Raw genomic sequence first — 19,649 nt, 5'->3', positions numbered from 1 at the left:
TCGGACATGTCGTTTTCAGATCACAACAACTTATGCTCCATCGCATATTTCACCAGGTCAGCCAGGGAATGCAGGTTCATCTTCTGCATCAGCCGCGCTTTATGGGTGCTGATGGTCTTGCTGCTCAGGTTCAGCTGCTGGGCGATATCGTTGACGTTGGCGCCCTGCGCCAAGCGCTCAAACACTGAGAATTCGCGCTCGGACAAGAGCGAGTGCAATGGCCTGCTATCCGTCAGGCCCACTTCGAAAACCATGCGGTCGGCGAGGTCCGGGTCGATGTAACGACCACCCGCCGCTACCCGCCGAATCGCCGTCAACAGCAGCGCCGGATCACTGTCCTTGGTCGCATAACCGGCAGCACCGACTTTCAAGGCACGCGCTGCCATCTGCGCTTCGTCGTGCATAGACAGCACCAGTATGGCTGGCGGATTGGTCAGTGCGCGAATACGCGGGATCGCCTCAAGGCCATTCACACCCGGCATGGAGATATCCAGCAACACCACCTCGCATTCAGTCTGGCGGAGAGTCTCCAGCAACTGCTCACCGTTACTGGCCTCGCCTACCACGAGCATATCCTTTGCCAGGCCGATCAACTGCTTGATGCCTTCACGAACAATAGTGTGGTCTTCAGCTACCAGTACACGAATCACTTGTGTTGCTCCTGCCGGGCTTGATGCAGCGGAATATAGGCACGCAAGGTTGTGCCTTCACCTGACTCACTGTCCAGTTCCAATCGACCACCAAGCATTAACACCCGCTCACGCATGCCCACCAGCCCGAACGACACGACCTTACCCTGGGGCTGAACAAAACCAATTCCGTCGTCAGCGATGGTCAGGCACATCACGCCGTTATCCAGCGTGAGGCTCACGTCCACCGTGTGCGCCTGAGCGTGACGCATCACGTTAGTCAGCGCCTCCTGCAGAATCCGGAACATGCCAATCGCCAAGGCATCACTGAGCGGCGGCAAATTATCAGGCACGTCCACCAGACACGGAATCTGTGTGCGCGCCTCAAATCGTTGAGTCTGCCATTCGATGGCCGACGCGATGCCCGCATCGAGGATCGGCGGACGCAGCGCGGTCGCCACATCGCGTACCAGCTGGAACAATTGCGATATCAGGCGCTTCATGCTGTTGAGCCGGTCACGCAAGCCTGGATCAAGATCGGCATAAGCCAGCTCACACATGGATGTTTCCAGCTTGAGCACGGTCAGCATCTGACCCAATTCGTCGTGAACTTCCCGAGCGATGCGCGCCTTTTCCTCCTCGCGCACGCTTTCCAGATGCGCCGACAGCTCACGCAGTTGTTCGTGGTAACGACGGCGCTCGGTCACATCAGTGAGGAACACCACCAGATACTCGGACTCCTCGAAACGCAGGAAACTCAAGGAGACATCGGCAGGCAGAATGCTTCCGTCGGCGCACACGCAATTGGTTTCGAATGTCTGGGCAATCCCTTCGCTGGAGCGCGCACTTTTCCAAAGGCCCAACCAGCGGTCCATGTGCAGCGTGGGCTCGAAATCAATCAAAGGCCGATCCACCACACCGCCGGACGAATAGCCCAGCATCGCTTCTGCCGCATGGTTGGCATAACGCACGCGGCTGTCCCAGTTGACCCAGAGAATCCCCACAGTACTTTGATCAATGGAAAACTGTGCGAGCCTTAACGCCTCTTCGCCCGCCTCGCGCCGAGCCAGCTCTTCGCGAGCCAGCAACACATCGCGTTCCAGCGACTGCTGCTGACGTCGCTGCCAGATGACGATAGCAAAACTGGCCAGCAGCAATACCAGCAGCAACAGGCAGATGTTTTGCCAGAACCCAGGCGATTCGCTGGCTTTCACAGCGTTGAGCGGCAGCCAGCGTGCATGCAGTTGATCAAGCTCCTTGGCCGGAATCGCATGCAGGGCGACGCTGATAATGTCCGCCAACTCAGGCACATCGCGACGGGAGGCGACGCGCAGCAGTTGGGGATAGCCGATATCGCCGACAATACTCAGCCCGGCAAACTCCGGCTCGCGAGACAAGCGACTGAGTTGCGCCTCATCGAGCACGGCATAGCGCGCTTGCTGACTCAGCAATAATTGCAGTGCTTGCCGATCCAGCGGCACGCCTTGCAGATTAAGATGAGGATACGTGCTGCGCAGGTAATCGGCGGTCACGCTGGGCATGCGAATCGCAACCCGCGTCCGGCTATCAAGCTTCTCCAGGTCCACGACACCCGAACCATCGCGCTCGCCCACTACCAATTGCGAAATCCGCATGTAGGGATCGGAAAACAACCAGACACGAAGGCCCGCCGGAGTTTGGGTCAGGCCGGGAGCGATATCCACCATGCCTTGCGCCAAGGCTTCTTCCAAAGCGGCCTGATCAGGAAAGTTACGCCACAGCAGTTCAGTTTGCAGGCTCCTGCCGAGCATATTCATCAGGTCAACGCTGGCGCCGGAAAGCTGCTGCTGGCGACGATCAAGCTGCGCATAAGGTGCCTGCATGACCAGCCCGACCCGCAAGGGGCCACGCTTTGCAAGCCATGCGCGCTGCTCTGCCGACAGAGGTGTGGAAACAGCAGGCTCTGAATCAGCCTGAGCCGCTGTGTTGAAAATCATCAAGAGCAGGGCCAGACAGCCGATAACTCCAGTGCGCAGCAGAACCATCATCAAGGTGTCGTTCCCATGTGTTCTATCTAGTCGTTTGAACCGATGCGCCACTCAAGCATAAGCCTGACAAATCCTTACCAACCCATTAGGCTGCCGGGATAGTTTCTGGCCTGGAATATCCGATGTCCTACACATTTCGCGCAACGCTTCCTTCGCTCTGTCTGGCGCTGATACTACCTTGCGCGTTGCCTGTCATGGCGGCTGATCCCGCGCCTGCAAAAGATGCTGCAACCGAACCTGCTGTGGAAAGGGCTCCCCTGCTACCCCGGACTCAAGAAGATGCGCTGGCCCTTGAAGGGCGCTTGCCGGTTGCCGATCAACAGCAATTGCAGGCTGGCGAAGACAGTTTCCTCGCCTTGTGGAAGCCCGCTAACACTGACGACCCAAGAGGTGCAGTGATCATTATTCCTGGTGCAGACGAGTCGGCTGATTCCCCGGATGTCGTAGGTCCGCTGCGTCGCAAGTTTCCGGACATCGGCTGGTCAAGCCTGAGCCTGACCCTGCCCGACCAGATGGCTGATTACAACCAGGCCAGAGCCGCCGATGCCCCTGCAGAAGAGGGCGCAGCAGACAAATCCAAAGACCCGGCCAAAGCCACCCCGCCAACCGATGCTGACAAAGCCGCTGCCGCGGAAAAAGAGGCTGCTGCCGAAACAGCCAGAGCCGCCGCCGCAGAAGAGCAGGCCAAGGCTCAGACTGAACGTATCTTTGCCAGAATTGAAAGCGGCATCAGCTTCGCACAACAGAACAAGGCTCGTAGCATCGTGCTGCTCGGTCACGGCAGTGGTGCCTATTGGGCAGCCCGCTACTTGAGTGAACGCCCGGCGCCATTGGTACAGAAATTCGCCATGGTCACGGCGCGAGAGCCCGCAGACGCCAAGCCGCTGCTGACCGAGCTGATACCGGGCCTTAAAGTGAAAACCTCGGACTTTATCTTCAAGGACCCGACCAACAGGGCGCCAATGGAGCGCCTGCAAGTGAGCAAGCGCACAAAAGGACCGGGCTACAGCCAGATTCCCCTGACCGCGATTCCGGGTAACGCCGCCGCCGAACAGGAACAGATGTTCCGCAGGATCCGCGGGTGGGTTGAGGCGCAGTAAAGATGATCGATCGGAGCGGAAATGCTGCACCTGTGGGAGCGGTGCCTGGTCTGGGCGGCATTCCGACGATAAACGATAACGCGGTATGTCGTCTTACTGCGTCTCATGTATCGCGGGCAAGCACCCACAGGAACTACTGATGAGGTGGGACCGGTTTCAGCCGGGAAGAGGCCAGTACATTCAGTACATCTTTATCGTCAGAAATGCCGCCTTCCCGGCTAAAGCCGGTCCCACGTCAGATTGCAGACGAACATAGAATCTCCCGCAGAATAAAGCACAACACCATGATCAAAACCCGCGCCGCGCTCTGATCACTTTGTAGGCGTTATGCAAATCCTGAGTCCGGTCCGTCGCATCCCGCACCTGCAACTGGCTAGCGCCTGAACCAGCGACTTTATCCGGGTGGTGCCGACTGAGCAGACGGCGATAGGCACGTTTTACATGCGAGGGGTCTGCATCGGCCTGCACACCCAGCAGCTTCAACGCGGCCTGGTAATCGTTGCTGTTGTTCGCCAGCGGTTTTCGCGGTGTTTCGTGTTCGGAAGCCAGGGAGTCAACCCTCGCTGGCGACCAGCCCAGCCATTTCCCCCACCAGACGATCAACTCCCGTTCGCCACGCGAAGGTCTGCCGTTGGCCCATGCCATGCGCCAACAGGCGCGCAGCAGCGCTTCTGCCGTGTGAGGCTGGGGGGCGAGACGACGCAGATAACCACGCAGATTATCACCCCCCTCCTTGCCTCGATTGAAGGCCGCAATGGCCCGACGCTGAGCGGGTTCGCTCATGCCCATACGACGCATTTCGACTCGCGCCTGCTGGATATGCTGCTCTACCACCCGACCGTCACTTTTAGCCAACCGACCCAGCAGAACGAACAGCAACTCATCATCGCGCAGCGCCCCTCGACCGCCCATGCGCTCACGCAAATGCGCCCAGCTTTGCAGTGCCAGACGCCGATCCAGCGCCTGTCCCAATAGCGCTCCCAGCAAGGCGCCCGGAATGCTCGCAATGGCAAACCCGGCTCCGGCGCCCAACAGGGTCGATGGCCAGAGCATTCAGTGTCCCGCCGCGATTAACTGTTCGACATGAGCAAGCCGCTCATGGGTGCCGACATCGACCCACTGCCCGGTAAAATGCTCACCGGTCACTTGCCCTTGTTCCATGGCGGCGCGCAACAAGGGCGCGAGCTTGAAAGCACCGGCCTGACAACCTGCAAACAGTTTCGGGTGAAGGATGGCGATGCCGCTGTAGGTGAGCCTTGCACCGGCATCGCTGGAATCACGAACCTGCCCGTCGATCAACGAAAAGTCGCCCTCCGGGTGGTGCTCCGGATTATCGATCAACACAAGGTGGGCGAGACCGGCCAGTGGTACACGCAGCGCGCTGAAGTTGTAATCGGTCCAGACATCGCCGTTCACAACCACAAAAGGCTGGTCACCGAGCAACGGCAGCGCACGTAAGATACCGCCGCCCGTTTCAAGCGGTTCGCCTTCAGGCGAGTACGCAATACGCAGCCCCAGACGCTCGCCGTCCCCCAGATAATCTTCAATTTGCTGCCCAAGCCATGCGTGGTTGATCACCACATCGCCGAACCCTGCGTCGTGAAGTGCGCGCAGGTGATATTCAATCAACGGCACACCGCCTGCACGGACCAGAGGCTTGGGGGTGTGCAGGGTCAATGGACGCATCCGCTCGCCTTTCCCTGCTGCCAGAATCATCGCTTTCATGCCTGCCTCGTCAACACAATCGATAGCCTTATTTCAATGATGACCTTCATACCGTGGCGCGATTCAGAGCGATCCGCTCGCCGGTCGCTTCAGGCTAGTCAGCAAATTAGCCAGTTCAGCCAACTCTGGTCGGCGCTCCAGCACCGCCTCTATATAAGCAAAGAAGCGCGGAACATCGGCCAGATAACGCGGTTTGCCGTCACGATGGCAAATACGGGCGAAAATCCCGATGACCTTCAAATGCCGCTGCACCCCCATCAGGTCACTGGCACGCAGAAACTCCGCAAAGTCATCCTGAACAGGAATTCCCGCAGCACGGGCCTTTTCCCAGTAAGTTTCCAGCCAGGCGTGCACGCGCTCTTGCGGCCAACTGATGAAGGCGTCCTTGAACAGGCAGGTGACGTCGTAAGTAACGGGGCCGTAGACCGCATCCTGAAAGTCCAGCACCCCCGGATTGGGTTCGCTGAGCATCAGATTACGCGGCATGAAGTCTCGGTGCACCAGCACTTTGGGCTGCGCCAGCGCACTCTCGATCAAGAGATCACTGACCCGTTGCCAACTCGCCAACTGCTGCTGATCCATCTCGATGCCGAGGTGCTTGCGCACATACCACTCAGGAAACAGTTCCAGCTCACGGCGCAACAAGGCGACGTCGTAACCGGGCAACGGCGCGTCCATCGGCAACTGCTGGTAAGCCAGCAGCGCGTCGAAAGCATCGGCGAACAAAGAGTCCGCGTTTTGCTCGTTGATAACATCAAGATAGGTTTTTCGCCCAAGATCGCTTAACAGCAAAAAGCCTTGAACAAGATCTTCGGCATAAATTTCAGGAACATTAATCCCTGATTTATTTAACAAACGGGCGATATCCACGAACGGTTTGCAGTTTTCCTGAGGTGGCGGAGCATCCATCACAATAAAAGTTTGCTCACCGCCCTCCCAGCGAAAATAACGGCGGAAACTGGCATCGCTACTGGCCGCAGTCAACGTGGCCGGGGGAATCGCGCCCCAGCCGTGCGCTGAAAACAGCGCTGGAAGCTGCTCATCGAGCCAGGTTTTCAGGCGTTGCAGGCGTACATCTTGATCTGGCATTACAAGGGTCTCCGACGGCGCTAGCCGTCAAGCGGGTCATGCTTTATTATCCGACATCTTTTTCAGCCCATCGAGAGGCGTGCGGCCCCCCCGCGGGCAGATGGCGCGCAGGAAGCCCGGATTAATAAGATGGCATTGAAATCCCCCGCGTTTCGTAGAAAGTTTCCGTTGCTCATAACCGGCAGTTTGCTGGCGATGCAACCTCTAGCCACTCAGTTCGTGGTCGCCGCGGAACAGTATGACTGCTCAGTCTCTGCTTCGGGTGCCTGGAATTGTGCGCCGAAAAGCAATGCAGTCGAGCTGCCTCCGCGTCCAGTGCACAGCACTACGTCGGTCAGCTCCAACGGCACTGTCACGTCGGACAGTAGCTCCACCAGCGAACCCGCTGCGGCCAAGCCGCAGCTGGTGACCGACGCCAAAGGCCGCGGTCTCAAGTCGCGCAGTGCTGACTACAGCCACCTTGACTGGGTTCCTCGCGAAAGCCTGACGCCTGCTCAGCTCGCAGAAACCGGACCTTATTGCTCCGGGGCCTACGTCGAGCCGATTCGTCCTGGCATGGATGACAAGACGCCGAAGAAAGACGCGCCGATGTTCATCGGTGCCAAGGCTTCGCGTTATCAGCAGGAAGAACAGATTGCTTCGCTGGCCGGTGACGTCGTTCTGCGTCAGGGCAGCATGCAGGTTCAGGCCCAGGAGGCCAACCTGTATCAAGCCGAAAACCGCGGCGAGCTGAACGGCGATGTCCGCATGCGCGACAACGGCGCACTCATCGTAGGTGACCGTGCAGAGCTGCAACTGGACACCGGTGAAGCCCAGATCGACAACGCAGAGTACGTGCTGCACAAGTCGAACGTTCGCGGTAACGCCCTGTATGCCAAGCGTGCCGAGAACGCGATCATTCGCCTCAAGGACGGTACGTACACCACGTGCGAACCGAACAGCAACGCGTGGACGCTCAAAGGCAACAACATCACGCTGAACCCGGCCACCGGCTTCGGTACGGCGACCAACGCCACCCTTCGGGTTAAAGACATACCGGTGCTCTACACCCCGTATATCTACTTCCCGATCGATGATCGTCGCCAGTCAGGTTTCCTGCCGCCGTCCTTCAGCACCAGCACCGATACCGGCTTCATGCTGGTGACGCCGTACTATTTCAACCTGGCACCGAACTACGATGCCACGCTCTATCCTCGTTACATGTCCAAACGCGGCATGTTGATGGAAGGCGAGTTCCGCTACCTGACCAAAAGCAGTGAAGGTCAGTTCGGCGGCGCGTACCTCAATGACGACGATGACGAGCGTAAAGACCAGACAGATTACAAAGACACTCGCTGGATGATGAACTGGCAGCACAAGGGCGGTCTAGACTCCCGTTGGCTGACCCACGTTGACTACACCGATATCAGCGACCCATATTACTTCCAGGACCTGCAATCGGACCAGATTGGTGTCGAGCAATCGGAATTCCTCAACCAACAGGGTTCCTTGACGTACCGTGGCGATAATTTCAATGCCGTTTTCAACGCCCAGGCTTACAAGCTGGCGACGGTATCGAGAATTACCCCGTACGACCGCTTGCCACAAATCACCTTCAATGGGTCGTTGCCTTACCATCCAGGTGGTTTGCAGTTCGACTATGAGACCGAAGCAGTCCGCTTTGACCGTGACCTGCGCAACGGCACTTACATTGACCAGGACGGGAACCCTGAGACCCGTCTGGATACCAACGTTTCCGGCTTGGCACGCGCCAACGGCGACCGCTTGAACCTTGCACCTTCGGTCAGCCTTCCGATGAACTGGAGTTACGGGTTCCTGACGCCGAAACTGAAGTATGTCTACACCCAGTACGATCTGGACCTGGATGCACGGGGCAAGGCATCCCTGCTTGCCGATGAAGAGTACAGCAGCAGCCAAAGCCGCAGCGTACCGATCTTCAGTGTCGACAGCGGCCTGTACTTTGACCGGAACACCAACTGGTTCGGCAAGGATTATCGTCAAACGCTGGAACCCCGTTTGTTCTATCTCTATGTTCCTGAGAAAGATCAGACCGACATTCCGGTTTTTGACAGCTCCGAAACTACTTTCAACTATGCCTCGCTGTTCCGCGATAACCGTTTCGCGGGCTCAGACCGCATTGGTGACGAGAACAAGCTCTCACTGGGTATTACAAACCGCTGGATTGAAGACAATGGTTTCCAGCGTCAGCGCTTCAGCATCGGTCAGGCTCTGTACTTCAAGGATCGTGAAGTTCAACTGCCGGGCGTGGTCTTCAAGGACCGTGACGATGCACAAGCCAACGTCTCGCCTTACGCACTGGAATACGAATACCGCTTCAACCGCGACTGGCGCCTGAATTCCGACTTCAACTGGGATCCGGACAGCCGCAGTACTCGCTCGGGCAGTGCGATGTTCCACTACCAGCCTGAAGACAATCCGAACAAGATCGTCAACTTTGGCTATCGGTATCGCGATGATCAGATCCGCTACGACCAGAACACCGGTCGATGGACAGTGGGTGGTGGCGATTACGGAACTCCAGGTCAACCGGGTTACGTGAAGGACTACTACAAGATCCAGCAGCACGACTTCTCGGTCATCTGGCCGATCGTGCCGCAGTGGAACGCAATCAGCCGCTGGCAGTTCGATTACAACCGCAATCGCACAATCGAGGCCTTTGGTGGTTTCGAATATGACAACTGCTGCTGGAAACTGCGCCTGATCAGCCGTTACTGGATTGATTACGACGAGTTCAGCCAGAACGAGCCTGAAAACGAAAAAGGCGACCGCGGCGTATTCCTACAAATCGTGTTGAAGGGACTGGGCGGTGTAACTGGCGCCAAGGTAGAGAGTTTCCTCGACAAAGGCATCCAAGGTTATCGTGAACGTGAAGACCAAGCTTTCTGATTGTCTGCGCCCGCTAATGCTGGGCGCGTTACTCCTGGGGACTGCAGCCCACGCTGCAGTTCAACAACTGGACAGCGTTGCAGCCATCGTCGATAACGATGTGATCATGAAGAGCCAGGTGGACCAGCGTGTCCGCGAGGTTCAACAGACCATTGCCAAACGCGGTTCGGGTGTTCCTCCCGCAGAGGCCCTGCAGCCACAGGTTCTGGAACGTCTGATTCTGGAAAACCTGCAGCTGCAGATAGGCGACCGCTCCGGCATTCGCATCACTGACGAAGAGCTGAATCAGGCAATCGGTACCATTGCTGAACGCAACAACATGAGCGTGGAACAATTCCGCGCCGCGTTGGCCCATGACGGTCTTTCCTACAACGACGCGCGCGAGCAGGTTCGTCGGGAAATGATCATCAGCCGGGTGCGTCAACGCCGTGTAGCCGAGCGTATTCAGGTTTCGGAACAGGAAGTGAAAAACTTTCTGGCTTCCGGCCAGGGTCAGGCTCAGTTGTCCGAAGAGTTCCACCTGGCGAACATCCTGATTGCTACGCCTGACAGTGCATCGTCAGACCAGATTCAGGCCGCTGCTCGCAAGGCTCAGGATCTGTACAGCAAGCTCAAGCAAGGCGCGGACTTCGGTCAGGCCGCCATTGCCAACTCAGCCAGCGAAAGCGCCCTTGAAGGTGGTGACATGGGCTGGCGTAAAGCCGCTCAACTGCCGCCTCCTTTCGGCGACATGCTGGGTTCGATGCCGGTTGGTGACGTTACGCCTCCAGCCCGTACTCCGGGCGGTTTCATCATCCTCAAGCTGCTGGAGAAGCGCGGCGGCCAGGGTCAGACACAGATGCGCGATGAAGTACACGTGCGTCATATCCTGATCAAGCCAAGCGAAATTCGTAGCGAAGAAGAAACCCGGCGTCTGGCGCAGAAAATCTATGATCGCATCCAGAACGGCGATGACTTCGCTGAACTGGCGAAGAGCTTCTCGGAAGATCCGGGTTCGGCACTCAACGGTGGTGACCTTAACTGGGTAGACCCGAACTCGTTGGTTCCGGAGTTCCGTCAGGTCATGAACGACACGCCGCAAGGCACCTTGTCCAAGCCGTTCAAGACTGCTTACGGCTGGCACGTACTGGAAGTTCTGGGCCGTCGCGCCACGGACGCAACCAACCAGGCGCGCGACCAGCAGGCCCTGATGGTATTGCGCAACCGCAAGTACGATGAAGAGCTGCAAACCTGGTTACGTCAGATCCGTGACGAAGCCTACGTTGAGATCAAGCTCCCTGGCGCAGCCCAGGCTGCACAGTGAAACCCCGGCGTTTCGCACTGACACCCGGCGAGCCGGCCGGCATTGGTCCTGACCTTTGCCTGCTACTCGCCACGCAACTTCAGCCACACCCCCTTATTGCCATTACCAGCCGCGACCTGCTCACCGAGCGGGCCGCGCAGCTGGGCGTGGTTGTCGATCTGATCAGCGTTACACCTGATGCCTTTCCGGACACCGCCGCCCCTGCCGGCAGCCTTTATGTCTGGGATACGCCACTGCACGAGCCGGTGATTGCGGGCCAACTGAACAAAGCCAATGGCGCGTTCGTCCTGCAAACCCTGACCCGCGCCGGACAAGGCTGTCTGGACGGCCATTTCGCCGGAATGATTACTGCCCCGGTCCACAAGGGCGTCATCAATGAAAGCGGCATCGCCTTTTCAGGCCATACCGAGTTTCTCGCCGAACTGACCGGAACAGAACAAGTGGTGATGATGCTGGCGACCGGCGATCTACGTGTCGCGCTGGTCACCACTCACCTCCCGCTACGCGATGTTGCTGACGCCATCACCCCCGAGCGTCTGGAGCGCGTAACACGCATTCTGCACGCCGACCTGGTGAACAAGTTCGGTATCGCCCGGCCGCGTATTCTGGTGTGCGGGCTCAACCCTCATGCCGGTGAAAGCGGACATCTGGGTCGCGAAGAGATCGACATCATAGAACCTGCTTTGGAGCGTCTGCGCAGCGAGGGCCTTGATCTACGAGGGCCACTGCCAGCTGACACTCTGTTTACCCCCAAATATCTGGAGCACTGCGACGCAGTGCTGGCGATGTACCACGACCAAGGCCTGCCTGTGCTCAAGTACAAAGGCTTCGGCGCTGCCGTTAACGTGACTCTCGGCCTGCCGATTGTCCGAACCTCTGTCGACCATGGCACTGCGCTGGATCTGGCAGGCACCGGCAATATCGACACCGGCAGCCTGCAGGTCGCTCTGGAAACCGCCTATCAGATGGCCGAGACTCATTCATGACCGAGCAATTTCAACACAAGGCGCGCAAGCGCTTCGGACAAAACTTTCTGCATGACGCAGGCGTGATCGACAAGATCCTGCGAGCCATACGTGCCCGGCCGGAAGATCGCCTGCTTGAGATCGGGCCCGGCCAGGGTGCCTTGACCCAAGGCCTGCTTGGCAGCGGCGCACAACTGGACGTCGTGGAACTGGACAAGGATCTGATCCCGATCCTGATCCACCAGTTTGGCAGCAAGCCCAATTTCAACCTGCATCAGGGCGACGCACTGAAATTCGACTTCACCACCCTCAACGCACCGGCCAACAGCCTGCGCGTGGTAGGCAACCTGCCTTACAACATCTCCACGCCGCTGATTTTCCATCTGCTGCATAACGCCAACCTGATTCGCGACATGCACTTCATGCTGCAGAAAGAAGTGGTTGAGCGCATGGCAGCAGTTCCTGGTGGCGGTGATTACGGTCGTCTGTCGATCATGGTTCAGTACCATTGCCGGGTTGAGCACTTGTTCAACGTCGGGCCGGGTGCTTTCAACCCGCCGCCAAAAGTGGATTCGGCGATCGTCCGACTCGTGCCCCACGAAACACTGCCGCATCCGGCCAAGGATCATCGCCTGCTGGAGCGTGTGGTACGTGAGGCGTTCAACCAGCGCCGCAAAACACTGCGCAACACGCTCAAGTTACTGCTCAGCAGTGACGATATTACTGCTGCCGGGGTCGATGGCAGTCTACGCCCCGAGCAACTGGATCTCGCCGCATTCGTTCGCCTCGCTGACAAGCTGAGCGAAATGCCAGCACAGGCCTGAGCCCAAAGGACATGTCGATGATCGAAGTCCGATTGGTCATTTATCGTTTACATGTCCTAGACTGATTCCACCGGCTTGCCGGTTTTATCCGCATCCGCTTCCAAGGCCTACCGAATGCCCGATTCCCGATACCAGGTCGACGTCAGCGTCGTCACACGCTTCCTGGCAGAGCAGTCACAACCCGAGCAGAATCGCTTTGCCTTTGCCTACACCGTCACCGTCCACAACAGCGGCGAACTGCCCGCCAAGCTGATGTCCCGGCATTGGGTGATCACCGATGGTGATGGCCATGTCGAAGAGGTACGCGGTGAGGGCGTGGTGGGGCAACAACCTTTGATTGCTGCCGGTAAAAGCCATACGTACAGCAGCGGCACCGTGATGACGACCAAAGTGGGCAACATGCAGGGCTCGTATCAAATGCTGGCTGACGACGGCAAGCGCTTCGATGCGGTGATTGCACCCTTTCGCCTGGCGGTACCGGGGTCCCTTCACTGATGGCGGTGTACGCCGTTGGTGACCTGCAAGGTTGCCTTGAACCACTGCAGTGCCTGCTGGAACATGTGAATTTCGACCCAACCAGGGATCGCCTCTGGCTGGTGGGCGATCTGGTCAACCGCGGTCCTCAATCGCTGGAGACCCTGCGCTTTCTGTACAGCATCCGTGACTCGCTGACCTGCGTACTCGGCAATCACGATCTGCATATGCTCGCCGCAGCGCGCAACATTGAGCGCCTGAAGAAAGGCGATACCCTGCGCCCCATTCTCGAAGCACCCGATCGCGATAACCTGCTGCAATGGGTACGTCAGCAGAAGCTGCTGCACTACGATGCCGAGCGCAACGTTGCCATGGCTCACGCCGGTATCCCCCCCCAGTGGACCTTGAAGAAAGCCCTCAAGCTTGCCGCTGAGGTTGAAACCGCCCTGCTTGATGACGCGCTCTACCCCCAGTTCCTCGACGGAATGTATGGCAACGAGCCAAACAAGTGGGACAACGACCTGCATGGCGTTGCACGGCTACGGGTTATCACCAATTACTTCACCCGCATGCGCTTCTGCACCAGCGACGGCAGACTGGACCTCAAGGGCAAGGAAGGCATCGAAACCGCCCTGCCCGGTTATGCACCGTGGTTCAAGCATCAGGACCGCAGGACACGCGATGTGAAAATCATCTTCGGCCACTGGGCCGCGCTGGAGGGCCGTTGCGACGAGCCTGATGTCTACGCGCTGGACACCGGATGCGTATGGGGCTCCGCCATGACCATGCTTAACGTTGATACCTTTGAGCGGTATCTCTGCGATTGCGATGACCACGGCAATGCTGAATCAGGGGCGACCCGAACCATTCTGCATGACCCGATTGGCGTGATCAGGCGCTAAACTCAGCACAACGTACTTCAACTGTAGGCGCTGCCGAAGGCTGCGTAAGCGGTATATCTGCCAAACCTCCATTCGCAGCCGTCGGCAGCTCCTACAGAATCACACCCCGGATAACATTCAAAGGAGCCAACCATGACCGAATTCAAACGCATCCCACCAGAACAGGCTCAAGCCTTGCGTGAACAAGGTGCAGTGCTGGTAGACGTTCGCGATCCCCAAGCCTTCGCCGGTAACCACATCCCGGACTCCCAGCATCTGGACAACCACTCCATTGCCGACTTCATCCGCAATGCCGACCTGGACAAGCCCGTGGTCGTGGTCTGCTATCACGGTAACTCCAGCCAGAGCGCCGCAGCCTATCTGGTGAATCAGGGTTTCTCCGACGTATACAGTCTGGACGGTGGCTTCGAGCTATGGCGCAACACCTTTCCAGCCGACACAGCCCAGGGCTGACAGAAAATATTTTTATTGCAGTTGATCCCGCGTCCTGCGCGGGCTCGCGACCTAACTGACGGACGGTCAGCCAGTCTTTCTGCTCATCCCTTCTTTATCTTTCCGATTCCGAACTATCCTTAGCCTCAGGCCATCCGTAATCAGGGGAGAGCCGGTACACCGGCGCGTGGGTCATCGGTAGCTACTTTTATGGTGTTTGGGGGGTAAACGGCAGCTGGATTCTCGGCTGCTGCCAACATCGACTGACGATCCGCCGCCGGCTCTACGTATCGAGCGAGGTGACGTCATGAGTATTTTTAGCCACTTCCAACAACGCTTTGAATCGACACGGCAGGAGGAGCTCTCCTTACAGGAGTATCTAGAGCTCTGTAAGCAGGATCGCAGCGCCTATGCGTCTGCGGCAGAAAGACTGTTGCTTGCTATCGGCGAGCCAGAGCTGGTTGATACCTCGACCAACTCCCGGCTTTCGAGGATCTTTTCCAATAAGGTCATCCGCCGCTACCCGGCCTTCGCTGACTTCCATGGGATGGAAGAATGCATCGACCAGATCGTCTCGTACTTCCGCCATGCCGCTCAGGGCCTGGAAGAGAAGAAACAGATCCTTTACCTGCTCGGCCCGGTCGGTGGCGGTAAGTCATCGCTGGCTGAAAAACTCAAACAACTGATCGAAAAAGTCCCGTTCTACGCGATCAAGGGCTCGCCGGTCTTCGAATCTCCGCTCGGTTTGTTCAACGCAACCGAAGACGGTGCGATTCTCGAAGAAGACTTCGGCATCCCGCGTCGCTATCTGAGCACCATCATGTCGCCCTGGGCGACCAAACGTCTGGCTGAGTTCGGGGGCGACATCAGCCAGTTCAAAGTGGTCAAACTCTATCCATCGATTCTTAACCAGATCGCGGTAGCCAAAACCGAGCCGGGCGACGAGAACAACCAGGACATTTCTGCACTGGTGGGTAAGGTCGATATCCGCAAACTCGAGGAATACCCACAGAACGACGCCGACGCTTACAGCTATTCTGGCGCGCTGTGCCGGGCCAACCAGGGCCTGATGGAATTCGTCGAAATGTTCAAAGCGCCGATCAAGGTGCTGCACCCACTGCTCACCGCTACCCAGGAAGGTAACTACAACAGTACCGAAGGCCTGGGCGCGATTCCGTTCACCGGTATTCTGCTGGCCCACTCCAACGAATCGGAATGGCACAGCTTCCGCAACAACAAGAACAACGAAGCGTTCATCGACCGGATCTACATCGTCAAGGTGCCGTACTGCCTGCGCGTGAGCGATGAGATAAAGATTTACGACAAGCTTCTGTTCAACAGTTCGCTGTCCAAGGCCCATTGCGCGCCAGACACCCTGAAAATGCTCGCGCAGTTCACCACCCTGTCGCGCCTGAAAGAGCCGGATAACTCCAACATCTACTCCAAGATGCGCGTGTACGACGGCGAAAACCTCAAGGATACCGATCCAAAGGCCAAGTCGATTCAGGAGTACCGCGACGGCGCAGGCGTCGACGAAGGCATGAACGGGCTCTCTACACGTTTTGCGTTCAAGATCCTGTCCAAGGTATTCAACTTCGATCCACACGAAATCGCCGCCAACCCGGTGCATCTGCTGTATGTGCTTGAGCAGCAGATCGAGCAGGAGCAATTCCAGGCTGAAACCCGCGAGCGGTACCTGCGCTTCATCAAGGAATACCTGGCGCCGCGCTACATCGAGTTCATCGGCAAGGAAATCCAGACCGCGTATCTGGAGTCCTACAGCGAATACGGGCAAAACATCTTTGACCGCTATGTGCTGTACGCAGACTTCTGGATTCAGGATCAGGAATACCGCGACCCGGAAACCGGAGAAATCCTCAACCGCGTGGCCCTGAACGAAGAACTGGAAAAAATCGAGAAACCGGCCGGCATCAGTAATCCGAAGGATTTCCGTAACGAGATCGTCAACTTCGTATTGCGCGCCCGTGCTAACAACAATGGCAAAAACCCGACCTGGCTCAGCTACGAGAAACTGCGCGTGGTGATCGAGAAGAAAATGTTCTCCAACACCGAGGACCTCCTTCCCGTCATCAGTTTCAACGCAAAAGCCAGCAAAGAGGATCAACAGAAGCACAACGACTTCGTTACCAGAATGGTCGAGCGGGGCTACACCGACAAACAGGTACGGCTTCTTTCCGAATGGTACCTACGGGTCCGGAAGTCGCAGTAGTAGAGAAGCAGCTGCAAGCTTCTAGCGACAAGCTGCAAGAGAAAAGCGGTCGAGTCCCGGGCTCGGGGTTGATGGCGCGCTCTCTTGCAGCTTGAAGCTTACGACTTGAAGCTCCCCGGAGGGGCCTATGAGCTATGTGATCGACCGACGTCTCAATGGCAAGAACAAGAGCACGGTAAACCGCCAGCGGTTTTTGCGGCGTTACCGTGATCACATCAAGAAAGCAGTCGAAGAAGCCGTAAGTCGCCGTTCCATCACTGATATGGAACATGGCGAGCAAATCAGCATTCCCGGTCGCGACATCGACGAACCGGTGCTCCATCACGGTCGTGGCGGTAAACAGACCGTGGTTCATCCTGGCAACAAGGAATTCACCACGGGTGAGCACATTGCCCGCCCACAAGGGGGTGGCGGAGGCAAAGGGCCCGGCAAAGCCAGTAATTCCGGCGAGGGCATGGATGAGTTTGTCTTCCAGATCACTCAGGAGGAGTTTCTGGAGTTCATGTTCGAAGACCTCGAACTGCCCAATCTGGTCAAACGCAATCTGACCGGCACCGACACCTTCAAAACCGTACGAGCTGGTATCAGCAACGAGGGCAACCCCTCGCGCATCAACATCATCCGCACCCTGCGTTCCGCTCACGCGCGTCGCATTGCCCTGTCCGGCAGCAGCCGCGCCAAACTCAGAGAAACGATTACTGAACTGGATCGTTTAAAGCGTGAAGAACCGGACAACTTCGGGGACATTCAGGAGCTGGAAGCTGAAGTTGATCGCCTTAAAGCCCGCATTCGACGTGTACCGTATCTCGACACCTTCGATCTCAAATACAACCTGTTGGTCAAACAGCCCAACCCAAGCTCCAAAGCGGTGATGTTCTGCCTGATGGACGTTTCTGGTTCCATGACTCAGGCCACCAAAGACATCGCCAAACGGTTCTTCATCCTGTTGTACCTATTCCTCAAACGTAACTACGACAAGATTGAAGTTGTATTCATCCGCCATCACACCAGCGCCCGGGAAGTCGACGAGGAAGAATTCTTCTATTCGCGGGAAACAGGCGGCACCATCGTTTCCAGCGCACTCAAGCTGATGCAGGAAATCATGGCTGAGCGCTACCCCACCAACGAATGGAATATCTACGCAGCTCAAGCCTCGGACGGCGACAACTGGAATGATGACTCGCCTATCTGTCGCGACATCCTGATCAAGCAGATCATGCCGTTTGTGCAGTACTACACGTACGTGGAAATTACCCCACGTGAACATCAGGCCTTGTGGTTCGAATACGAACGCATCGGGGAAGCATTCTCCGACACGTTTGCCCAGCAGCAGCTGGTCTCTGCCGGTGATATCTATCCGGTATTCCGTGAACTCTTCCAGCGCAGGTTAGTGACATGACCGCTAGAGAGCAGAAGCGCCAACCCTTGTCCACGGGTTCCGAGTGGACGTTTGAACTCATCCAGGCCTACGACCGTGAAATCAGCCGTATCGCGGAACGCTATGCGCTGGATACCTACCCCAATCAGATTGAAGTCATCACGGCCGAGCAGATGATGGATGCCTATGCCTCAGTGGGTATGCCCTTGGGCTATCACCACTGGTCCTACGGCAAACACTTCCTCAGCACGGAGAAATCCTACACTCGTGGCCAGATGGGTCTGGCCTATGAAATCGTCATCAACTCTGACCCCTGCATCGCTTACCTGATGGAAGAGAACACCATCTGCATGCAGGCACTGGTAGTGGCCCACGCTTGTTATGGGCACAACAGCTTCTTCAAGGGTAACTACCTGTTCAGGACCTGGACCGACGCCAGCTCGATCATCGATTACCTGGTGTTTGCCAAGCAATACATCATGCAATGCGAAGAGCGCCACGGCATCGACGCGGTCGAAGACCTGCTCGACTCCTGCCATGCACTGATGAACTATGGGGTGGACCGGTACAAACGACCCTACCCGATCTCCGCCGAAGAAGAACGTCGTCGGCAGAAAGACCGGGAAGAACATCTGCAGAAACAGATCAATGATCTGTGGCGAACCATCCCCAAAAATGCCGACAAGAACAGCAAAGAGGACAACGCTCGCTTCCCCGCTGAACCGCAGGAAAACATCCTCTACTTCATCGAAAAACACGCACCGCTGCTGGAGCCATGGCAGCGTGAAATCGTACGTATCGTGCGCAAGATTGCGCAGTACTTCTACCCGCAGCGCCAGACTCAGGTGATGAACGAAGGCTGGGCAACGTTCTGGCACTACACGCTCATGAACGACCTGTATGACGAGGGCCTGGTCACCGACGGCTTCATGATGGAGTTTCTGACCTCACACACCAGCGTCATCTATCAACCTGGTTTCGACAGTCCCTATTACAGCGGCATCAACCCCTACACGCTGGGTTTCGCCATGTATCGTGATATACGCCGCATGTGTGAAGAGCCTACCGAGGAAGATTACCGCTGGTTCCCCGAACTTGCCGGCACGGACTGGCTGACTGCGGTGAAGTTCGCCATGAGCAGCTTCAAGGACGAAAGCTTCATCCTCCAGTACCTGTCACCCAAGGTGATCCGCGATCTGAAGCTATTCAGCATCATGGACGACGATCAGAAAGACGACCTGCTGGTGCCAGCCATTCACGACGAACCCGGTTACCGGATCATTCGCGAAACCCTGGCGGCGCAGTACAACCTGGGCAACCGTGAACCCAACGTACAGATCTACAGCATTGATCGCCGCGGCGACCGCTCACTGACTCTTCGCCATCAACAGCACGACCGTAAACCGCTGTCTGAGTCCACTGACGAGGTGCTGAAGCATCTGCACCGGCTTTGGGGGTTTGATATCCATCTGGAGACGCTGCAAGGCGACCAGATCATGAAAACCCATCACGTTCCCCCCAGGAGCGAGCATGCCGACAGTGAATATCCCCGGCTTGATATGGCGGTAGTGCACCTCTAGATACTTGCATTGGAGGAGTCATTTAGTGAGGTATTTGTTTGGCACCCCATGACTATTGATTCGGTTTTACCTCCGCAAGAGCGA

At 57.2% G+C, this 19,649-nt stretch carries 16 protein-coding genes; 11 read left to right on the top strand and 5 right to left on the bottom strand.

All coding sequences use genetic code 11. The annotated features are described in order from the left end of the window. Positions 1–20: 20 nt before the first annotated feature. Both H8S59_RS11920 and H8S59_RS11915 read right to left on the bottom strand, forming a co-directional pair. Entirely contained in the window at positions 21–650 is a 630-nt protein-coding gene (locus H8S59_RS11920; protein WP_187521528.1) for a response regulator, read from the bottom strand. After that, on the bottom strand, positions 647–2,656 hold the full coding sequence (locus tag H8S59_RS11915; RefSeq protein WP_187521527.1) for a PAS domain-containing sensor histidine kinase: 2,010 nt from the start codon (positions 2,654–2,656) through the stop codon (positions 647–649). Before H8S59_RS11915 ends, H8S59_RS11920 begins: the two co-directional genes overlap by 4 nt. A gap of 122 nt (positions 2,657–2,778) precedes the next feature. Here H8S59_RS11915 and H8S59_RS11910 point away from each other — a divergent pair, with 122 nt between their 5' ends. Beyond that, the gene (locus H8S59_RS11910) at positions 2,779–3,756 is read left to right on the top strand and encodes an alpha/beta hydrolase family protein (RefSeq protein ID WP_187521526.1); all 978 of its coding nucleotides are present in this window, start codon (positions 2,779–2,781) and stop codon (positions 3,754–3,756) included. Between the two features lie 288 nt (positions 3,757–4,044). Here the strand turns inward: H8S59_RS11910 and H8S59_RS11905 are convergent, their stop codons facing one another. The 3 genes from H8S59_RS11905 to H8S59_RS11895 form a co-directional block, all read right to left on the bottom strand. Then, positions 4,045–4,809, bottom strand: a complete 765-nt coding sequence (locus H8S59_RS11905) for a DnaJ domain-containing protein (protein WP_187521525.1) — start codon at positions 4,807–4,809, stop codon at positions 4,045–4,047. Then, the gene (gene murU / locus H8S59_RS11900) at positions 4,810–5,481 is read right to left on the bottom strand and encodes an N-acetylmuramate alpha-1-phosphate uridylyltransferase MurU (RefSeq protein WP_187521524.1); all 672 of its coding nucleotides are present in this window, start codon (positions 5,479–5,481) and stop codon (positions 4,810–4,812) included. Between the two features lie 63 nt (positions 5,482–5,544). Next, positions 5,545–6,570, bottom strand: coding sequence for an aminoglycoside phosphotransferase family protein (locus tag H8S59_RS11895; protein WP_187521523.1), 1,026 nt, complete (start codon positions 6,568–6,570; stop codon positions 5,545–5,547). A gap of 129 nt (positions 6,571–6,699) precedes the next feature. Here H8S59_RS11895 and H8S59_RS11890 point away from each other — a divergent pair, with 129 nt between their 5' ends. From H8S59_RS11890 to H8S59_RS11845, 10 genes are all read left to right on the top strand, one after another. Next, positions 6,700–9,477 carry an LPS-assembly protein LptD gene (locus tag H8S59_RS11890; protein WP_187521522.1) on the top strand — a complete coding sequence of 926 codons (2,778 nt, stop codon included), beginning with the start codon at positions 6,700–6,702 and terminating at the stop codon, positions 9,475–9,477. Then, entirely contained in the window at positions 9,458–10,780 is a 1,323-nt protein-coding gene (surA, locus tag H8S59_RS11885) for a peptidylprolyl isomerase SurA (RefSeq protein WP_176469981.1), read from the top strand. Before H8S59_RS11890 ends, surA begins: the two co-directional genes overlap by 20 nt. After that, on the top strand, positions 10,777–11,766 hold the full coding sequence (gene pdxA / locus H8S59_RS11880) for a 4-hydroxythreonine-4-phosphate dehydrogenase PdxA (RefSeq protein ID WP_187521521.1): 990 nt from the start codon (positions 10,777–10,779) through the stop codon (positions 11,764–11,766). The genes surA and pdxA overlap by 4 nt, the downstream gene beginning before the upstream one ends. After that, entirely contained in the window at positions 11,763–12,569 is an 807-nt protein-coding gene (gene rsmA / locus H8S59_RS11875; protein ID WP_095101119.1) for a 16S rRNA (adenine(1518)-N(6)/adenine(1519)-N(6))-dimethyltransferase RsmA, read from the top strand. Before pdxA ends, rsmA begins: the two co-directional genes overlap by 4 nt. Positions 12,570–12,683: 114 nt before the next feature. After that, positions 12,684–13,064, top strand: coding sequence for a Co2+/Mg2+ efflux protein ApaG (gene apaG, locus H8S59_RS11870; protein WP_027899453.1), 381 nt, complete (start codon positions 12,684–12,686; stop codon positions 13,062–13,064). Next, complete coding sequence (locus tag H8S59_RS11865) at positions 13,064–13,945, top strand: symmetrical bis(5'-nucleosyl)-tetraphosphatase (protein ID WP_187521520.1); 882 nt, start codon at positions 13,064–13,066, stop codon at positions 13,943–13,945. The genes apaG and H8S59_RS11865 overlap by 1 nt, the downstream gene beginning before the upstream one ends. Before the next feature lie 132 nt (positions 13,946–14,077). Further along, complete coding sequence (glpE, locus tag H8S59_RS11860; protein WP_187521519.1) at positions 14,078–14,398, top strand: thiosulfate sulfurtransferase GlpE; 321 nt, start codon at positions 14,078–14,080, stop codon at positions 14,396–14,398. A 286-nt stretch (positions 14,399–14,684) separates the two neighbouring features. After that, entirely contained in the window at positions 14,685–16,607 is a 1,923-nt protein-coding gene (locus H8S59_RS11855) for a PrkA family serine protein kinase (protein ID WP_027899456.1), read from the top strand. 127 nt (positions 16,608–16,734) lie between these two features. Beyond that, positions 16,735–18,006 (top strand): YeaH/YhbH family protein, encoded by a 1,272-nt coding sequence (locus tag H8S59_RS11850; protein WP_187521518.1) that lies wholly within the window; start codon positions 16,735–16,737, stop codon positions 18,004–18,006. Next, positions 18,003–19,565 carry a SpoVR family protein gene (locus tag H8S59_RS11845; protein ID WP_187521517.1) on the top strand — a complete coding sequence of 521 codons (1,563 nt, stop codon included), beginning with the start codon at positions 18,003–18,005 and terminating at the stop codon, positions 19,563–19,565. The genes H8S59_RS11850 and H8S59_RS11845 overlap by 4 nt, the downstream gene beginning before the upstream one ends. Positions 19,566–19,649 lie beyond the last annotated feature (84 nt).

The sequence above is a fragment of the Pseudomonas folii genome (assembly GCF_014357575.1).
In the GTDB taxonomy this organism is placed as follows: domain Bacteria; phylum Pseudomonadota; class Gammaproteobacteria; order Pseudomonadales; family Pseudomonadaceae; genus Aquipseudomonas; species Aquipseudomonas folii.
This window is presented reverse-complemented; position numbering and strand designations above follow the sequence as displayed.

Excerpts from the sequence above, each read along its gene's own strand:
- H8S59_RS11915 (WP_187521527.1), bottom strand. The coding sequence starts at position 2,656 with ATGATGGTTCTGCTGCGCACTGGAGTTATCGGCTGTCTGGCCCTGCTC.
- H8S59_RS11910 (WP_187521526.1), top strand. The coding sequence starts at position 2,779 with ATGTCCTACACATTTCGCGCAACGCTTCCTTCGCTCTGTCTGGCGCTG.
- H8S59_RS11905 (WP_187521525.1), bottom strand. The coding sequence starts at position 4,809 with ATGCTCTGGCCATCGACCCTGTTGGGCGCCGGAGCCGGGTTTGCCATT.
- murU (WP_187521524.1), bottom strand. The coding sequence starts at position 5,481 with ATGAAAGCGATGATTCTGGCAGCAGGGAAAGGCGAGCGGATGCGTCCA.
- H8S59_RS11895 (WP_187521523.1), bottom strand. The coding sequence starts at position 6,570 with ATGCCAGATCAAGATGTACGCCTGCAACGCCTGAAAACCTGGCTCGAT.
- H8S59_RS11890 (WP_187521522.1), top strand. The coding sequence starts at position 6,700 with ATGGCATTGAAATCCCCCGCGTTTCGTAGAAAGTTTCCGTTGCTCATA.
- rsmA (WP_095101119.1), top strand. The coding sequence starts at position 11,763 with ATGACCGAGCAATTTCAACACAAGGCGCGCAAGCGCTTCGGACAAAAC.
- apaG (WP_027899453.1), top strand. The coding sequence starts at position 12,684 with ATGCCCGATTCCCGATACCAGGTCGACGTCAGCGTCGTCACACGCTTC.
- H8S59_RS11865 (WP_187521520.1), top strand. The coding sequence starts at position 13,064 with ATGGCGGTGTACGCCGTTGGTGACCTGCAAGGTTGCCTTGAACCACTG.
- glpE (WP_187521519.1), top strand. The coding sequence starts at position 14,078 with ATGACCGAATTCAAACGCATCCCACCAGAACAGGCTCAAGCCTTGCGT.
- H8S59_RS11855 (WP_027899456.1), top strand. The coding sequence starts at position 14,685 with ATGAGTATTTTTAGCCACTTCCAACAACGCTTTGAATCGACACGGCAG.
- H8S59_RS11850 (WP_187521518.1), top strand. The coding sequence starts at position 16,735 with ATGAGCTATGTGATCGACCGACGTCTCAATGGCAAGAACAAGAGCACG.
- H8S59_RS11845 (WP_187521517.1), top strand. The coding sequence starts at position 18,003 with ATGACCGCTAGAGAGCAGAAGCGCCAACCCTTGTCCACGGGTTCCGAG.